Source organism: Chryseobacterium lactis, from assembly GCF_003815875.1.
Lineage (GTDB): Bacteria > Bacteroidota > Bacteroidia > Flavobacteriales > Weeksellaceae > Chryseobacterium > Chryseobacterium lactis.
In genome coordinates this window covers 3,495,110-3,512,533 of sequence record NZ_CP033924.1, presented here as the reverse complement: position 1 = coordinate 3,512,533, position 17,424 = coordinate 3,495,110, and the positions used below count along the sequence as shown (strand labels likewise).

Genomic DNA, 17,424 nt, shown 5'->3' with positions numbered 1-17,424 from the left:
TGCCGTTCCCTGCTTTTTAAAGTTTTTTATTCTACAATAGAAAAATTGTATTTTGTCCAGATTCCCTGGAAGTTTCCACAATTTCTAGGTGATACATTCCAGCTTCCTTCGTTGAAGAATGGCTGGCTCATCCCCCAAGATGCAGCGGTAGTTCCTGTAAGAAGGTTAGCAACCGGGATTCCTGCTGTACCTGCTCCCATTACAGAAGTTGTAAAGCCATGAACCTGAATTGAACCTAAGTTAGAAGCAGCAGATAATTCAGAACCTGTACCTTCTACTCTGATTCCTGTAGGATATCCTGTTACTACAGCATCATTTAAGGTTAATTTACCGTTTCTTCTGATGTGGATACCGTTTTCGTAGGCAGCATCTTGTCCTGCAGTACCAAACTTAGCTCCAATGATCGTAAGATTGTTGATCACAGGGTTTGTAATTAATGGTGTAGCAGTACCTGTTGCGTTATTATCCAACTCAATACCGTTAGAATCCGGGCTTCCACCGCTTACCGTGTGAGCTGAATTGTAATCTGCCAAAGAAAGTGCACATGTAATAGTCCCGGTATATCCGTTATCAAAGTCGAAGTTATCATCTTCTGCAGCAAAAGAGATTAAGTTTGAAGCGTTTACCGTACCTCCGAAGAACTCGAAAGAATCATCCTGACCGTAAGATACCTGAATATGATCCAATGTAGTACCGTTTCCAACTCCTCCTAAAGATAAAGCGTTAACTTCATTCCCGGAATTAGCTCCTACGAAATCGTACCCTGCAAATTCAATACGCACATATTTCATAATTCCCGCATTGTGAGAAGGGTTTGTACCACCGAAGTAGTAATCACTTCCGGTAAGACCTTCAATTGTTGTTGTAGAAGGTACATTGGTAGGCGCATCTCCTAAAAGGATTACTCCTCCAAAATCTCCTGGAGTTGCCGTAGTGTCTTCATTTCCGTCTAATAATCTATAGCTGGTGAAAACAATTGGTTGAGACTCTGTACCTGTAGCGTTAATTTTACCGGTTTTTGTAATTACTAAAATTCCAGAACCTTCTCCTGAAGCGTTTGGTTTAGCTTTGATAAATGTTCCCGGCTGAATTGTAAGGGTAGCTCCATTTTTAACAGCTACAGTACCATCGATCTCTATTACTCCACTCCATGTAGTGTTTGAGGTAATAGGTCCGCTAACAGTAGTAACAGGAAGAGAAGAAGCTGTAAGATATTCAGCAGAAGTAGATTTCATGTCAAATGGAGCAGAAGAATCTGCAAGGTTATCATGTTGACAAGCAGTAAGGGATAATGCAGCAGCTGCAATAAGGGTTAATCTTTTCATTGTTATAATTTTTGATGCATCCGGTTGTTTTTTATGACCGGAAGTTTTAATATTCAGAAATATTCACCTCTATATTTCTGCGATTTGGTTTTTAATTCAGTATGCATTCCATGAGGAGCTGGACTGCATATGTTCCCTTTGATCCGTTATTGTCCGGGAAAAGCAATAACGCCCGTTTTTCAGCTGATCCGGTACTGCTGTGCGCTTCATCAGTATTCATCCGGCTCATGTTCAGGATTCCGAAACCTGTACATCTCTCTATCAAGAGCTCTTAATTTTTATCGTATCGGTTGATTAAAATGTGTAATTCACGCTCAACCCAAATATTCTTCCACTGTAAGCACGAAATAAGATTTTATCAATATTCTTATCGTATTTACTGGTTGCCCCCGGCAATAGTTCAAGGGATTCTCTTTCCGTCTCCAGCCCGCTTCCGCCCCCGTCTTTTCTAGCTACGTAAGAATTAAAATTGTTATAATATTCCTTGACCCTGTTGAATAGGTTTTTAACATTCAATTTAACTTCAAGGTTTCTGTTTCTAAGGAATTTATAGGAAATCTGGGCATCAGCCACTGCGTAAGGACGTTGAATTTCTTCCCCGTTATAGGAATATCCCACCGTGATGTACTGGTCTCCCTTGGCGTTGTATAAAAAACTTAACCCCAGCCTTTCGCCATCATACATTAAACCGGCATTATAAGCATAAGGAGTCTGTCCGTAAAGAGGCCTCGACACTTCGTAGGTTGCATCATTATCTCCGGTTTTTTCCCGGTCTTTAAAAGCAATGACTTTTGTATCATTAAACGTAAAGTTTCCACTTACAAAAAGGTTGGAAAGAAAAGAGTTATCAGCAATAAAACCCAGATTTTTTCTTACTTCCACTTCAAATCCTTTCAGTTTTGCATTTTTTGAATTGCCATTATACAGATAAAGGTTTCCTTCGTTGGAAAGGTATCCCTCACGTTCGATAGGATGATCTATATCTTTATAATAGATTCCGGCTGAAAAAATTTCACCTAAACCAGGAAACCATTCCAATTTAAAATCATAATTATTGACTACAGAAGACACCATCTGTGTGTTATAAATCAAGCCATTGGCTACAGGATCAAAATAAGGCAGTCCTATTCTTTCATTGAACTGGGGACGGATTACGGTTTTGTTATAAGCCAGTCTCACATTCATTTTATTGGTTGGGCTGTAGGTAAAATTCGCAGAAGGCATCCATTGCCAGGGTTGATCATCAATACCCGGTTTGTTAACATTCCTGGAATCATCCGTATCAAGCTGCTGCGAAATAAGATCATACTTAAAATATTCTGCCCGTAATCCCCATACCAACCTGAATTTATTTCTCCATCGGTTATCAAACATCACATACATGGCATGCTGTTCTACTTCACCTTCATATTTTTCATTTTTATATAAGGGTCTGGTTTCCCATCCGATTCCTCCGGGAGCATAGTGAGAACCGTCAAACCAATCAGAAAGGGCACCGTACATCTGTAGTATTTTACTGTTGGGTACATTTCTTTTTTCATCAACTCTCAGTAGAAATTTCTGCTGTTGATTAGTATTCGTTTTTGATGCCCCTGCATACCCGATTTTAATATCATTTTTAAAGGCTTCCCGGTCAAAATTCCACTTGAAAGAGGCTCCGTAATTGTAATCGGTTTCTTTACTGGCAATATATCCTCTCGCAAAATCACTTGAGGAGTTGTTGACCTCATGGTAACTTAAAATTTCACGGCCTATAAAATTATACAAGGTCTGATGCAGCGTATAATCTTTTGTATCGGATGAAACGCCTGTTCTAGCAGCAAACCAATTGACTTCCATATTTCCGATTTTGTGGTTTCCCTCCAGCTTATTCTGCAGAAACATCTGATAAACGGGATAATCTGTATTCCCTGTGAAAGGTTTGTCTAAAGATTTGATCTGTGAGGGATCATTATTAGGAACAATTCCGTTATAAAAATAGTTGTACGAAGCCTCTGCATTAGCCGGTAAACCGCTTCCGCTGGTGTATTCATTCCATCCTGTAATTCTTGTGAGCGTATTATCATAAATATGGGTGTATGAATTACGGAATGAAATTCTGCTTTTATTAAGCTGCAAACCGAAATTAAGCATCGCGGCTACCGTAGAATTATAATTGTAGGAAGCTCCTGTATTTTTAAAATTGTAAAAAGGAATTTGCCCGTTGGCATCAAGAGGTCCGGTAGTATCCAGCCAGTTTCCTCTTCCTGTATGATCAATATCCAGTTTATTCTGTTCATTTTTAATGATAAAAGCTCCGGCAAAACCCCATTTGTTGTTATTTTTAAGAGCATAGGTTCTTCCCAGTGCCAGCTGCATATTCGAGCCCATATCCCCTCTTGTTTTATAGGTTGTAAAGTTGTCATTGACAAACTGTCTGGACTGTTCAAAGAACATAGGATTGTTGACTCCCATTGGTTCAAGACCTTTCGGAAAGTCTCTTGTTCCGTCATCATATCCGAAATAATCGTATTTTCCGCGTTTACGGGTCAGAAATTCTTTAAATGCTGCCTGATCATTATAAGAAGTTCCCAAAGTCACTGTAGTAAAGTTCTCATTAGGAATATCTTTCGTACGTACCTCAACATACCCTCCAGCAAAATTGGCATTCATATCTGGAGTAGCCGATTTGCTAACGACTACACTTTCTACCATTGCGGTAGGAATAATATCAAAAGAGAAATTTTGATTATAAGCTTCCGTACTCGGCAGGTTGATACCATCCATCGCAGCAGTGTTCCATCGCTCTCCCATGGATCGCACCACGACATATTTATTATCTATTGTGGTGATCCCTGTTACTCTTTTTAAGGTTCCACCTACGTCGCTGTCCGGTGTTTTGGAAATCTGTTCCGCAGAAATCCCGTCGCTCATCTGGGCTGCTTTTTTTTGCTGAGTCAGTAATCCGGCCTGCGTATCTGCTTTACGGGTAGCCGTCACAACGACCTCTTTGATATCTGTAATCTTATCCGAAGCTGCATTCAACGCGAAAGACACCGTATTGGTTTCCTTATTGGTGACCGATAATTTTTCAACCCTAAGGCTGTTATATCTGGAAGCTTTGATGGTCAGATTATATATTCCAGATGGAAGATCTACCGTAAAATCTCCATTATTATCCGTTACGACAGTTTTCTGGGCGATAGTAACTTCTGCGCCAACGATCGGATTTCCCACTTCATCAACGATTTTCCCGGAAAGGCGTCCGTTTCCCGGTATTGATAAACCAGAACCTTCATATTTAATGGAAATAAGATCTCCATGCAGCCTGAATAGTACGGGAAGACCATTGGTAATATCTTTCAGGCAGCTGTTTATTGTTGTATTTTCACACTTAACGCCTTTTACCTTCAGCTCTTTAATATCTATTTTTGAATAGGCCAGCCTCATACCGGTTTTCCCTGCAAATTCTTCCAATACTTCAATTAACGGTCTGTTTACAGGTTCAGAAAATGAAACTTTCTGAACCAATTCCTGGGCTTCTGTGGCTACAGTAAAAAATAACGCTGCTATGGTAAAACCACATTTCAAACTTCTCATACGTCGGTGTTCTCTTTTTTGATTAAGGGTTATCTGATTATTAATTTTAATAGTTGTCTGATTTATTTTTTAAGGATATAAGTATTCTCTTTTCTTTCTACTTCCAGTCCCAGAATGAAGGCTAGTGATTCTATATTTTCAGCCACTTTTCCACCTGTAAAATCTGCAGTGATCTTCCTGTCTTCAGTTTCTTTAGGATAATAGATTTTTGCATGATAGTTGGCCTCCAGGACGGTAATAACTTCTTTCAGAGGTACATCATTAAAGCTTAAAGAAAGCAGTTCAGGAGTCCGGTTTCCTGTAGTCTTTCCCATGGAAATAATAGCAGTAGTATGGGCAACCCCGAAATTGGTCCATTGCTGATGCGGTTTCAGATAAGAAACAGGTACTCCTGCGGATGATACGGCAACTTTACCTTCATAAAGATCTACCGCTTTTTTCTGTCCGGACTGCGATATTTTAAATACGGTTCCCAATACTTTAGTACTGAAACCCTCAGCATTCACAATAAAGGGATGGATTTTTGATTTGGCAACAGAAAAAATGGCGTTTCCTTTTAGATCTACCACTCTGGTAGAAGCAGGAAATGATTGAGCCACGGTAAGTTCAGCACCTGGAAGAAGCGTTACAACAGATCCGTCCGCCAGCTTTATCACCTGTTTTTCCGATTTTGCAACATACATATCAGGCTTAAAGAAAGTAGAATAAGTAAACCAGCTTCCCAGCGATAATAGCAGAAGGACAATTGCAGCAGCCTTATATGCATATTTTCTAAAGCTGCTGATGTGATTTCTTTTTTCAGAAGCTATAAAATAATGTTCCAGGGCAGACAATATTCTTTCCTTAGATTCTTTCATATGGATAGGATCCAGATCTCTTTCTATCCCGGTTCTCCAGTTTTCTAAAATTTCATTTTCCTTTTCAGAAATTTTTTCCCCGGAAACTTCTCTTGTCCACAGCCTGAAAACAAAGGCTTCAATATTTTTATATGTCAAACGTTTCATAAAATAGTTCATCGTATTCACAGATACTTCTATCTATAAGACTATGAAAATGAAAAACTTCCCCAGCCAATTCTTAACATTCTATTCATATTTAAGCTGTTTTTCCAATCATTTTTAACTTTTTTTACATTTATTCAACATTAGATTAATATTTAAGCTTTGTTTAAAAGAAATATTTAACCTTACCATAATTAAAGTTCACAAAAAGTTAATTTTCCTTTAGGTAATTTTGTTGCAACATTATGAATCTGACAGACCATAGTTTATTAAAGAAAATAAAATCAGGCGATCGTCCTGCATTTATGCTGCTGTATGACCGATATTGGGACAGCCTGTATCGCTTTGCTTTTGCGCGTACGAGGGATAAAGAGGTTTCTGAGGAACTGCTTCAAAATCTATGGATGAAAATCCTCGAAAATACCGATACCATTCAAACTGACGCCGCAGAAAGTGCTAAAGGATATTTACTTCGCTATCTTCATTACCGCATCCTCGATTACTATAACAGCTATAAGAAAGCACCGCCCACCTTGAGTATTGACGAGATTGATTTCCCGTCAGAAACAGACCTCACAGACACCGAATATTTTGAAATTATTGAAGAGAACGAAATTTCGGTTTTATTATCGATGATTGACGAGGTGGTATCTACACTTTCTTCAACAGAACAGCAGGTTTATGATATGAGAATCAGGAAAAATATGTCCGTAAATGAAACGGCAGAAGCTTTGGGAATAAGCAATAAGACAGTAAGTAATAAACTGAGCAAGGCATTGGGAGAAATCCGTGAACAATTAAGCTCCGAATACCAGCCTTCTAAAAAACTGGTATCAATTGTGATGTTGATGGAGATATTAACCAGCTACTAATCTTTTAAACAAACGATATAATTGCTATTTGATTATTAGTTAAAGACATAACGCTAAAGAATGTTTGATCAATTAGAGTGTATTTTATATTTATCAACTGTTTGAAAAAGGGGAAGTCTTCACAAAGATTATAAAATATAGTCCTTCCGGATTATAGAATTTATAATTTCTACTCATCACTATCTGTTTTAGATAAAGATATAAAAATGAGCTAGTTTACAAAAAGTAATGATTAATAAAATGCCACACGAAAGGATTCGTGTGGCAGCGTCGTGGAACCCTTTTATTCTAGCTCTAAACATTATCCAAAAGATTTATTTTTCTTGTTCTGTTTTGTAAATGAAAACAGAACAAGAAAACCACTGCTAAGGCAGCGGTTTTGCTTGTATCTACAACTAAGTCAAAAACTCGTAGACTATAAGTATTACCTTTTAATTATTCGTTTGACATTTCTTCTGGTCTTTAGTAAACGACTTTTGAACTCTTTTCATTGTTCCTCCAGGATATTCATAATCATATGTATAGGCTTTTCCTGGCAAAGGATTGTAAATGTTTTTATAATTCTTATTGTCTGTATTATAAATGTAAAGAATAACATATGGCTGATCCAACCAACTTAATTTAAAATCCTCTATTTCATAAAGTTTTGATGTTAGGTCATCTTTACATTGTAAGTTACTACTCAAAACTAATTTTAAAGAAGATGAATTATCCTTATGTAACAAATCCTGATAATCTGCTTCTTTTATTACAAACTTGCCAGGAAAATAACTGATATAATACTTTTGGTCTCCTTTCAAAATATACATATTACTAAGAGAAGGATGTACATTTTGATCTACTGTTATAATTATATTTCCTTCTTTACTCTGCGATGAGATTTTAGATGATAAAAGGAATACTAATATTAATATAAGGTTTCTCATTATTCTAATATTTTTTCAACGGCTTTTTTAGTAAGATTTACAGATGATGTTGTATTGGCACCACTATAAATAGAAATTCCATTTGGATTAGCATTAGTTGTTACTTCCATTTTTCCAGTTGAAGGATTGATACCCTGTTGCCCTGTAGAGTAACCTTGAGGTCCAACAATAACATTTGTCCCATATTGAGCAAAGGTTGTTGTGTCTGTTCCTGATGGTTCTTGCGCATTACCACTGTAAACTTTTTCTCCAATAGCTTCCGTTTTTGTAGGGTGAGAATGTATCGTTGCTGCTGCATCAGCTGGGGTTTTACCCGAAGGTAGGTCAGGTAACGTAGCACCTGCATATGCATCTACGCCATATTTAACTTCCGCACCTTGTTTTCCTTGTATAACAGTTCCATCTTTCATTACAATGGAACTTTCTTCTTTTTTGCCCCCATTCTTCACTGTTCTATCCAAAACATTTAAACTTTCTTTCAATACAGCTGTGCCTGGAAGGGTAACACCCGACGTAACAGAACTTGCATCAACATTTCCTTTTATTTTTGAAATTGATTTCGCCTCATCCTTGTCAGTAACTACAACTCTAACTCCATTATTTACGCCATCTGTACCAATCTTTTTCCCATTTAAATTGTAAAAATCAGTAAGAGGAGCTCTTCCATCTGGATCAATAAAACGTATTGGATTATCAAATGCATAATTGTACGGTGACCAACGGCGCATTAATTCTGCTTTCGGATCCACAACTCCCCATCTTCCTAAATCCGGCATATAGAATCGTGCTCCGTAGTCATACATACCCGTCTCCTGAAGCTCCTTTCCGTTGTACTTATACTGATAAGCAGCATTCCCGCTCAACGTATTATACCCTTCATGCTTCAACCCAAACGGGTAATAATTACTTTCCTCAATGATCTCTACTCCTGATCCCCCGTTCATGTAACTTAATCGTACATTTCCTAAGTGATCTGTATAATTGTAAATATACTTAATTTTTGAATTGTCAAAATAACAAAATGCCACACGAAAGGATTCGTGCGGCAGCGAGGGACTATTTAATTTTTTTAATCATATCTTTTATTTTATCACAAAGCACAATGACTTCCCTCCATTTTTCATTAGTTTTTATTAAATCTATTTTCCATAAATCCAATTCTTGCAATTCTAATACTTTCTTTCTTAATAATAAACATCTATCATAAGAGAGGTTAAAAACCTTTCTCAAAAAGAGATTTGCACGGATTCGGGTATTCCACAAGGTCAATACTCTAGGATTGAAAATGGCAAAGTAGAACCGTCTATTTCTACATTAGAAAAATTGGCTAAAGTTTTCGGAGTTTCTGTAAGTGAATTTTTTAATGACAACGATTTGCAGAAAGAACTCAATTTACCGCTTTTAGAAAAAATAAAATTGATTGATCTGCTTCCTGAAGATGAACAACAAGCCTTGCTTAAAATGATTGACCTAGCAATTTCTAACAAAAGAATGAAAGATAATCTACAACAGATTATCACACAATAAAACCCCTCGCAAAATGCGAGGGGTTTGCTATTACTTGCATATTCCAGTATTTATATGAAGTCCACTTTTATGAAAGTCTACGATATAAAGTTCTTTTGATTTGCAGTATTTTTTTCTGTATTCTTTTTTATCTAGATTGTAGATTTTTATAATCAGAAAAGAGGTATCATTAAATAGACCCGCTTCAAGAGGTATATTATAGCTGTAGCGTTTAGTTAGGTTTTCTTTGTCTCCATACGCATTAAATTGCAATATCATATTTTCTTTAAAAATATCACTAATATCAGTGTCGACTTCTTTTCCTGGAGAATAAGTATACTTGTATGTGTTAGTGGAAGTATTATTGTGAAATTCTAAACCTAAAGGACTTGTGATAATTTCATCATTTATAAAAATTATCAAATTAACTTTTTGACTGTAAATTGTAATTGATACAAAAAATACTAGTAAGCTTATGGTTTTATTAAGGTTTGATTTGACCATTTTCATAATTAGATAATATTTTATTAACTGTAGATGATTCAATTCTCATAGTTTCACTTCCGCTTCTGTCATAAAATACAGCACCCTGTTTATTATTTGGATCAGCGAAAGAACCATCCGCATTTACCTGTACTGTATTTTTTTCCAAGTTACCTGCAATAATATTCGTATCTCTCTTAGCAAAATCTGCCGTATCAGCAGCAGAAGGATCTGTTGCAGTCAAAGTATAAACTTTGAATTGCCCCGCAGTAGCGGTACTTTCTACTGTTGTTGCTGTAGGATGGGTATGAAGCACAATATCAGATTTTATATCGTTTTTAATACCGTGTTGACTCATTATATCAAAACCATTAACTTCTGCACCTGCAACACCGCCACTTATAGAAGTTTTACCTCCTTCTGTGAATGTTGTTCTCTTTCCTGCTAAGTCAATATCTGCTCTAACTTCGTGATGTCCGCCTTTAGAGTCAGGGCTAATTTTATGGTTTGAAGGAGAATTTGTCATACTTAATGATCTAGAAATAGCACTTAAAGAAGCTAATCCTCCAGCAACTTCTTGCTTGCCCGCTGTTAAATAATTACTTTTATTTCCTTGACTTAAGTATACTTTTCCATCATTTTTTCCATCACTACCTAGATACTTTCCTGAAGTACCAAAGAAGTCTCCGAAAGGAGCTCTTCCGTCTGGATCAATATATCTTATTGGGTTGTTGTAAGCATAGTTATAAGGCGACCATCTTCTCATCTTCTCCGCCAGCGGATCTACCACACCCCATCGTCCAATATCCGGCATATACATCCTCGCTCCATAATCATACATTCCCGTCTCCTGGAGCTCCTTTCCATTGTACTTATACTGATAGGCAGCATTCCCGTTCAAAGTATTATACCCTTCATGCTTCAACCCAAACGGATAGTAATTGCTTTCCTCAATGATCTCTATTCCTGACCCGCCGTTCATGTAACTTAATCGTACATTTCCTAAGTGATCTGTGTAATTGTAAATATACTTATTTTTCACATAATCAAAATAGCCTTCTGAGGTTGGGAAGAATTGTAATGTATTGTTCTCATACTGGAAACCGGTCAGATAATCTACGACTTTACTTCCTGCCATTTTTTTCACCTTTACTCCATCAGCACTGTATACATAAGATGTATTTCCTTGTGGAGAAAGGATATTTTGAGGCAGGTTCAGATAATTGTACCGGATGGTGAGTCCTTTGTCTTCCTGAACCGTCATATTTCCGTTATCATCGTAAGCAAAGGCTTTTCCTCCAATAGGATATCCTGAAGGGTTTTCAGAAATATCACGTACTTTGGTTAAGCGGTTTCCTGTGTACTCGTATGCCAGATCATCCATGTTTTCGGGAGCGGTATATCCTGGGAACTGTCTGCCTTTTCTTTTCAAACTACCAATATTCCCGTTAAGATCGTAGGTCAGGTTTTCGGTATATTCTCCCCGGTCTAAGTTCATAGCATCCCAAAGGCGGCCTTCTTTCAGTCGGTTTAAAGGATCATATTCGTAGGAATAATTTCTCAGTACGGCATCAGTTTGGGTAATCCAGGCTGCCTGGGAAATATTACCGTTGTATTTGGCCGTTCCGCTGAACTGGGCATTAGGATTGTTGTATCTTAACTCGTATGCAAAAAGCTTGGTAAGCAAATTGGAAGGCTCGTTAATTTTGGTCAGCCAACCCCGGATGTTATAGGCATAATTAACACTTTGTAACGGGCTTCCTGTGGTGTTTCCTACATTTTTAGTCTGCAGTTGTCCCAGCTCGTTATATACATTCTCGGCAAGAAGTTCCTTGTTGGCTCCATTTACCTGATGCCAGTGTCTTACCATTCTTTCCTGATGATCATACTCAAAAGATTCTTTAATACTGATCTCGGTATCATTCTGAGTTCTTTTATGAAAACTAAGCGTATAGTTTGGTTTTCCTGAGAACTTCAGCAGACTTTCCGTTCTCGCATAGCCACCCAGATGGTTGATTGAATGCGATCCTATCGCCCTTCCTTTGAGGTCATAATAGGTATAGTTTTTTGTCCAGTTATCATCTTCAATATTTTTCACCAGGCTGACAAGAGGAAGGCTATTGGTACTTCTTCCGTCAGAGGTTGGTGTTGCCGTTAAAACAGGTTCTCCCTGTATTGTAGCAGGAAATGAAGGATTGAAACTGTATCCCGGATAAGAGTCATAATAATTCAAAGACAATAAGGTAACCCAGGTAGGAGACTTAGGATAGGTGATGTCGGAATTACTATAATACACATCCATTCCCTGTCTGTTAAAAAATGAAGAATTTCCCCGATCTACACTATTGCTGCCAAATGTATTGGCTTCAGTTTGTTCCTGAGACCTTGTTCCGCCGGTGTTTATCCCTGTATAGGCCACTCTTCCAAATTTATCGTATTTGGTATACAGCCAGTGACCTTTTGCATTTAAATTGGCATCCTGGGTAGCTACTAATCTGTCTTGCTTATCATAGACCATGTATTCCCAGCCTTTTCCCGGAAGCTTTTTCTCTACAAGTCTACTCCTTCCGTCATAGCGATATTGATAACACAGATCACTCAGTAAAGTCTCTGTAATGGGTTTGTTGATTGCCTGAGGTGGAAGAACAAAAGCCAGCTGGTTATATTCATTATATACATAGTAGGTGTCTACATGGGTGTAAACATCCAATACTTTTCTGACGAGTATGGTTTGGCCTTGTCCGTTTTTAAATTCAATAGTTTCATTTCCTTCTTCATCTTTTATCGTGTTTTTATATAGCTGATTGGGTAAGTAGGTTGGAGAAGGAGCTAAACTCAATACCGTTTTAGTGGCTCCATTCTCCCATGTTGTAGAGGTAACATGTTGATATACTTCACCAGCTACATTGGCATCATATCCAAAGGTAACCGGCTTATTCTGCCAATCGGCTCCTGGATTTTTAACATTTAAAACCCGGTCAAGAGGGGAGTTTTCCAGTGTTTTATGAGTAAACGGAGATGAATCATTAATTCCATTGGATTGATAATAAGCAGTAGCACTGCCTTCTACTCCGGACTGGATATTCCCATTTTGTGAAGACATAGGTACCGGAAGCCAGGAATCTACCTGACGGCCAAAATTGTCATACGGAATGGAAGTAACAAGATCCTTTCCTCCAGAGGTGGATTTGATGCCAATATTTTGCTTGGGTCTTCCCAATCCGTCAAAAAACTGGATGTTTTGTATCTGTTGTAATGCCGGATTTGAAGTCGTGGTGGGAACCAGATATTCCCGGGTATAAATATAATTTTCACTACCGGATATATTGGTCGTGGGATCTACCGTCACAGGAACATACGGGTTGTTCCCTGAGTTATTGGTGGATCCCAGAAAGCCTCGGAAAGTTCCGCTCGCAGAACCGAAACTGAATCCCGGAAGCAGCCGTATGCTGTGGGGGTCTGAGACCTCTGTATTAGGAGTGGGTGAGGAATTCAGAACGATCTGGCCGTAATGAAGCACACTTCCTGCTAATAAAAGGATTGTACCTATTTTTTTATTCATGGTGATTAGTGATTGGCTTTAAGGGTAAGAAATTGCTTTTTTAGCTGTTCTACTTCCTGATGTAGTTTTTTAAGTTCTGCATTTTCTGTTTCCAGTTGCTGGATTCTTTCCTGCTGATTTTTCAGTTGTTTGTTTTGTTCGATGCTGTATAAAGTCAGTTCTTCAACTTTTTGCAACAACTGAATCTGAAAGCTTCCGATGTTTACTCCTTCTTTTTCCATTACTTTTCCGGAAGCAATTTCCGGAAGGTGTTTTTTCTCTTTGATATGCTTCTCCACATCTTCTAATTTGGGAAGATCGTAGGTACTTTCAAAAACGAAATCGGCAGTTGGAGTATGGGTAATTTTAATTTCTTTGGCTTCCAGTTTTCCATTCAACAGAGCATTTCCGTTGGGAGAAATCTTCAGAAGTTCATTCAGGGATACCGGAGCGTTTAAGGCAGCTTGCTGAGCAGGGGAGGCAAGAAATCTTAACCCTTCATTGTCTAAGGTAATTGCGGTTTTTGCAAAATTCAATGTTCCGTTACTGGATAGCCATCCTAAATTTGATGGATTAGCTTTGGCTCCAAAACTCATATACGTAGAAGCTGAGCTGCGTAAGGCTCCCCAGTTACTCAAAGAACCATCCTCATATCGTATGGCAAAGGCGTTAATCCCTGCTGTGGAGCTGCTGGCTCCTGCAATAATGTTTCCCGAAACATCTAGTCTTTCAACAGGTGTAGAGGTTCCTATTCCTACTTTTCCGTCTTGCAAAATTGAAAACCTTTCAACAAGGTTGGTAGCACCGTTGTTATCATTCACTAAAATCGAAAATTTGGAACCGTTTGTGTTTCCTGTCTCTTCTGTAGCTGTTATTCTTACTTTGGGTGAATTCTGGTATCCTGCAAATTCTAATGTAGGATATTTGGGATTGGAAGAAGAAGCACTCCATCCTGCTGTAGAAATCGTTATTTTACCTCCATTTTGGTCTCCCACTTCTAAATTGGAATGAGGATTATGAATTCCGATCCCAATGTTATTGGAAGCGGGAGTTGAGCTTTGATTGACAACACCTGCAGAGGTGTAAAGTTGTGATGATGCAAATTGAAATGTTAATATACCTGCTATGAATATTACTTTTTTCATAATTCCTGTTTTTTTATTGTTTGTAGTTGTACTTAAATTCTTTTAATAAGTTGCCATCTGCATTGATCACTTTTTCAAGTCTGCCTGCGGAATCATAGAGGTAACTCTCCCTAATTCCCGAAGGAGGAGTGATGCTTCTGACTCCGATCAGCGGGTCGTAGCTGTAGGTAGTGATTTTGTAACCTGATAAATTGTTTTTAAATGTTTTGAAAGCATTCAACAAATCAGTTTCATCGTTATTAGCCCCTGCCGCAGCATCCGTCTCAGAAGCCGCGACAATAGCATTGATAAAGGAAGGATTAATATCTGCTAATTTTACATTTTCAATTTTGGCAATCGGCTGAGTATTATTGTATCCCCAGATGATTGTTGTTGAAATACCGTCTTTTGTGGTGTATTGCTGGAGGTTGCCTTTAGAGTCGTATTTATCGTAGGTTACTTCTGTTGTTGAAGTACCAGGATTTTGAAGATCAAAGGATTTTATCGATAGTGGCAATACTAAGCTTCCTGTTTGAGAAGTTGGAATGGAGACAGGATAAATAGTTTCCTTTTTTGAAATTGTTTTATTGTTTTTTTTTGTCTCTTCAATTACAGGAATACCGACCATATAGGCATCAGCCATCGCCTGGTTACTTATATCCCAAGCATAGCTATATATTCTCGTATAATTATTACTTGCATCTGTTTGTGTCTGGCTGATAAGCGTATTGTAAATATTGTTATAAATGTTTGTTTCTTTAGTTTCAACCCCGTCAAAAAAAGTCTTCTTCTCAGACAAGAAACTCGTATTGAAATTTATCTGATGCGCATCCAATAAAACACCATACCATGTTCCTGCATTTGTAAAACCATTACTTCCTAAATTTTGACTAAAACGCTTATAAATTGACGTATAAGATCTAAGATGATCTTGCTGTTGAGTATAAATATAATTGGTTTCACTTACCTTTTTGATATCAGACCATACAATTTCTTTTAATGGTTTACCTCTCATTAAAGAAAAGGATGTGTAAGGAAGTTGTTTAAATAAAGCCGGAATTTCCCAACCAAGATATTTTACTCCAATTTTATCATTCGAACCTGCACGATCAAAATTGGTAAAATAAGTTTCTTTTTTTCCGCCATTATCATCAATTTCAGTTACCTTGCTATATCCTACACTATTATCCTCGTCCTTAAGAGTTTGGTAAGAATTATAATTAAAATCCCAGAAACTATAATTCATGTTTGGTATTCCACCTTCAACTACATAGACTGCTTTGTATGGAAGGATCCCGCTTGAAGAGACACCATCATCGTTAACGTATGAATACATCTTGCTAAAACAATTGCTATTTTCATTACATGACTTTATTTTTTTTATCCTTAATCCACCAGAGGCTTCCTTAATGGCAGGAGTTGTATACAACAGTAATTCAGTTTGATTCATATTCTTCTCTCCATATTTCGAATAATCATTGAGTTCATATTCAAAATATGTTTTTCCACCCGTCGGGAAAGTGATTTCCTCCAAAGTTTGTGCTTTGGTCAAAGTAAGATTAGGCTGTTTATAACTCGGATAAACATTTTGAAACACATTTTTTTGCTGCTCTGAAGACATTAAATATAGAGAGAAATGATCAGGTTCAAAATTGTTTCCATTATAGTAACCCCATCCATCAGTTTGATCTGTTGTATATTTGGGTAGTTTTAAATTATTATACTGAAAGGTATACTTCTCTATTGTATTTATAGATAGATTATTGAGTAAAAGACGGTCATTTGGGTCATTATTATAATTAAAAGCTATATTTTTGATAACATTTCCTGCCTTATCAGAAACTTTGATCTTGTCAAGTTTATACCAATGCTTATGATTAGTATAACTCTTTATATGATGGGTATATTGAACGACCCATTCACTTGACGGGAACTCCAGCTCATCATATTCTTTCTGATTTGTTGCAGATCTCTCAAGATTGACAATAAAGTCTTCCCCTTCCACCTTTGTCAAAAAAACATTATTTAAGCGGTTACTGCTAATATTATAAATTTGTCCTGAAGATGATGTATTATCATTACTCGTATTACTAAATAATGAACCATTTTTATCCCATGAAGCATTACCACTTCTGTTCATCACAAAAACACTTCGCTCGTCTCTTACATAGGTAAATTTTGTATTCTTTCCATCCGGGTAAATAATCTCCTTTATTTGCCAAGAAGCCGGAATAATATGTGGGTTAAAGATTGTATCTACCTGCTCTGGCGGTGAAGAAAATTCTATAGCAGTATCATCTAGTCCAAAAATATATTTTGTGCCATCATCCATGATAATATTGAATCCATATAAAATTCTTTTCAATGTAGTATACTTTGGAATTGTTGTATATTGTGTCCCTACGATAACCGTTTCAGGAAGTTTGTAATCAAACTTATATTGATGTTCAACCTTAAATGTTCTCCCCTCTTTGGTACGCCCGACCCATTTTCCTTTTTCATTCATGTAAAAACTACCTGTTATACCATTTATGTTAATAATAAATTCATCAGGTGAAGGAACTACAGTTGGAAAGCCATTGATTATGGTATTATCAAAATTAATATTATAATAATTAACCATACCATCAAATGTATTCCAATTGGGGTTGTCCAACATAGAATAATTGTCCAAATAAGAAAAATGATTGTAAGGAATACTAGGACTATAAATTCCCGTATATACTTCATCCACTCCTCCATTTACAATTCTTGTTACAGAACCTCCAATGTTAAGATTCCAGCCGAGTCCTGTCCATGTAGGAATAGTAGATGGTTTAATTGATTTTACATTATAATCTAAAGATATTACAAAATTACTTTGCCCTTTTTGTTGACTGAATAAAGGAATACTAATAGAAGGAACCCCTTTATACATATTGACAGGATACTTTCCAGCCAATGCAAATGGAGTTGCATTAGGGCTTTGAGGAAAGAAATTATTCTTATAATTCATATAGTTTTGTACACCCTGAGCATTAAATAAGCAACTCAATAGTGTTGAAACTAAGATTATGTTTTTCTTCAT

At 37.1% G+C, this 17,424-nt stretch carries 11 protein-coding genes and 1 pseudogene; 2 read left to right on the top strand and 10 right to left on the bottom strand.

Features of this window, described 5'->3' with window-relative positions:
- Positions 1-26: 26 nt before the first annotated feature.
- The 4 genes from EG342_RS15555 to EG342_RS15545 form a co-directional block, all read right to left on the bottom strand.
- Positions 27-1,325 (bottom strand): hypothetical protein, encoded by a 1,299-nt coding sequence (locus EG342_RS15555; RefSeq protein ID WP_103294220.1) that lies wholly within the window; start codon positions 1,323-1,325, stop codon positions 27-29.
- 91 nt (positions 1,326-1,416) lie between these two features.
- Positions 1,417-1,590, bottom strand: a complete 174-nt coding sequence (locus EG342_RS25200; RefSeq protein WP_164465193.1) for a hypothetical protein — start codon at positions 1,588-1,590, stop codon at positions 1,417-1,419.
- Between the two features lie 29 nt (positions 1,591-1,619).
- Positions 1,620-4,904 (bottom strand): TonB-dependent receptor, encoded by a 3,285-nt coding sequence (locus EG342_RS15550; RefSeq protein WP_103294221.1) that lies wholly within the window; start codon positions 4,902-4,904, stop codon positions 1,620-1,622.
- 62 nt (positions 4,905-4,966) lie between these two features.
- Positions 4,967-5,908: a FecR family protein gene (locus EG342_RS15545; RefSeq protein ID WP_246008634.1), complete on the bottom strand. Its 942-nt coding sequence runs from the start codon at positions 5,906-5,908 to the stop codon at positions 4,967-4,969.
- Between the two features lie 242 nt (positions 5,909-6,150).
- Between EG342_RS15545 and EG342_RS15540 the strand changes: the two genes are divergently transcribed.
- Positions 6,151-6,777, top strand: a complete 627-nt coding sequence (locus EG342_RS15540; protein ID WP_103294223.1) for an RNA polymerase sigma factor — start codon at positions 6,151-6,153, stop codon at positions 6,775-6,777.
- Positions 6,778-7,208: 431 nt separating this feature from the next.
- Here EG342_RS15540 and EG342_RS15535 read toward each other — a convergent pair whose 3' ends face one another.
- A complete protein-coding gene (locus EG342_RS15535; protein ID WP_103294224.1) occupies positions 7,209-7,703 on the bottom strand; it encodes a hypothetical protein in 495 nt (164 codons plus the stop codon).
- Positions 7,704-8,362: 659 nt separating this feature from the next.
- Positions 8,363-8,719 (bottom strand): annotated as a pseudogene (locus EG342_RS15530) (RHS repeat domain-containing protein); the annotation flags it as partial.
- A 184-nt stretch (positions 8,720-8,903) separates the two neighbouring features.
- Between EG342_RS15530 and EG342_RS25640 the strand changes: the two are divergent.
- Positions 8,904-9,230: a helix-turn-helix domain-containing protein gene (locus tag EG342_RS25640; RefSeq protein WP_103294226.1), complete on the top strand. Its 327-nt coding sequence runs from the start codon at positions 8,904-8,906 to the stop codon at positions 9,228-9,230.
- A 30-nt stretch (positions 9,231-9,260) separates the two neighbouring features.
- Here the strand turns inward: EG342_RS25640 and EG342_RS15520 are convergent, their stop codons facing one another.
- The 4 genes from EG342_RS15520 to EG342_RS15505 are packed head-to-tail and all read right to left on the bottom strand — an operon-like array spanning position 9,261 to position 17,424.
- Positions 9,261-9,719 (bottom strand): hypothetical protein, encoded by a 459-nt coding sequence (locus tag EG342_RS15520; protein ID WP_103294227.1) that lies wholly within the window; start codon positions 9,717-9,719, stop codon positions 9,261-9,263.
- Positions 9,694-13,254, bottom strand: a complete 3,561-nt coding sequence (locus EG342_RS15515; protein WP_123868111.1) for a DUF6443 domain-containing protein — start codon at positions 13,252-13,254, stop codon at positions 9,694-9,696. Before EG342_RS15515 ends, EG342_RS15520 begins: the two co-directional genes overlap by 26 nt.
- Before the next feature lie 5 nt (positions 13,255-13,259).
- Positions 13,260-14,378 (bottom strand): hypothetical protein, encoded by a 1,119-nt coding sequence (locus EG342_RS25505; protein WP_246008632.1) that lies wholly within the window; start codon positions 14,376-14,378, stop codon positions 13,260-13,262.
- 13 nt (positions 14,379-14,391) lie between these two features.
- The gene (locus tag EG342_RS15505; protein ID WP_123868110.1) at positions 14,392-17,424 is read right to left on the bottom strand and encodes an RHS repeat domain-containing protein; all 3,033 of its coding nucleotides are present in this window, start codon (positions 17,422-17,424) and stop codon (positions 14,392-14,394) included.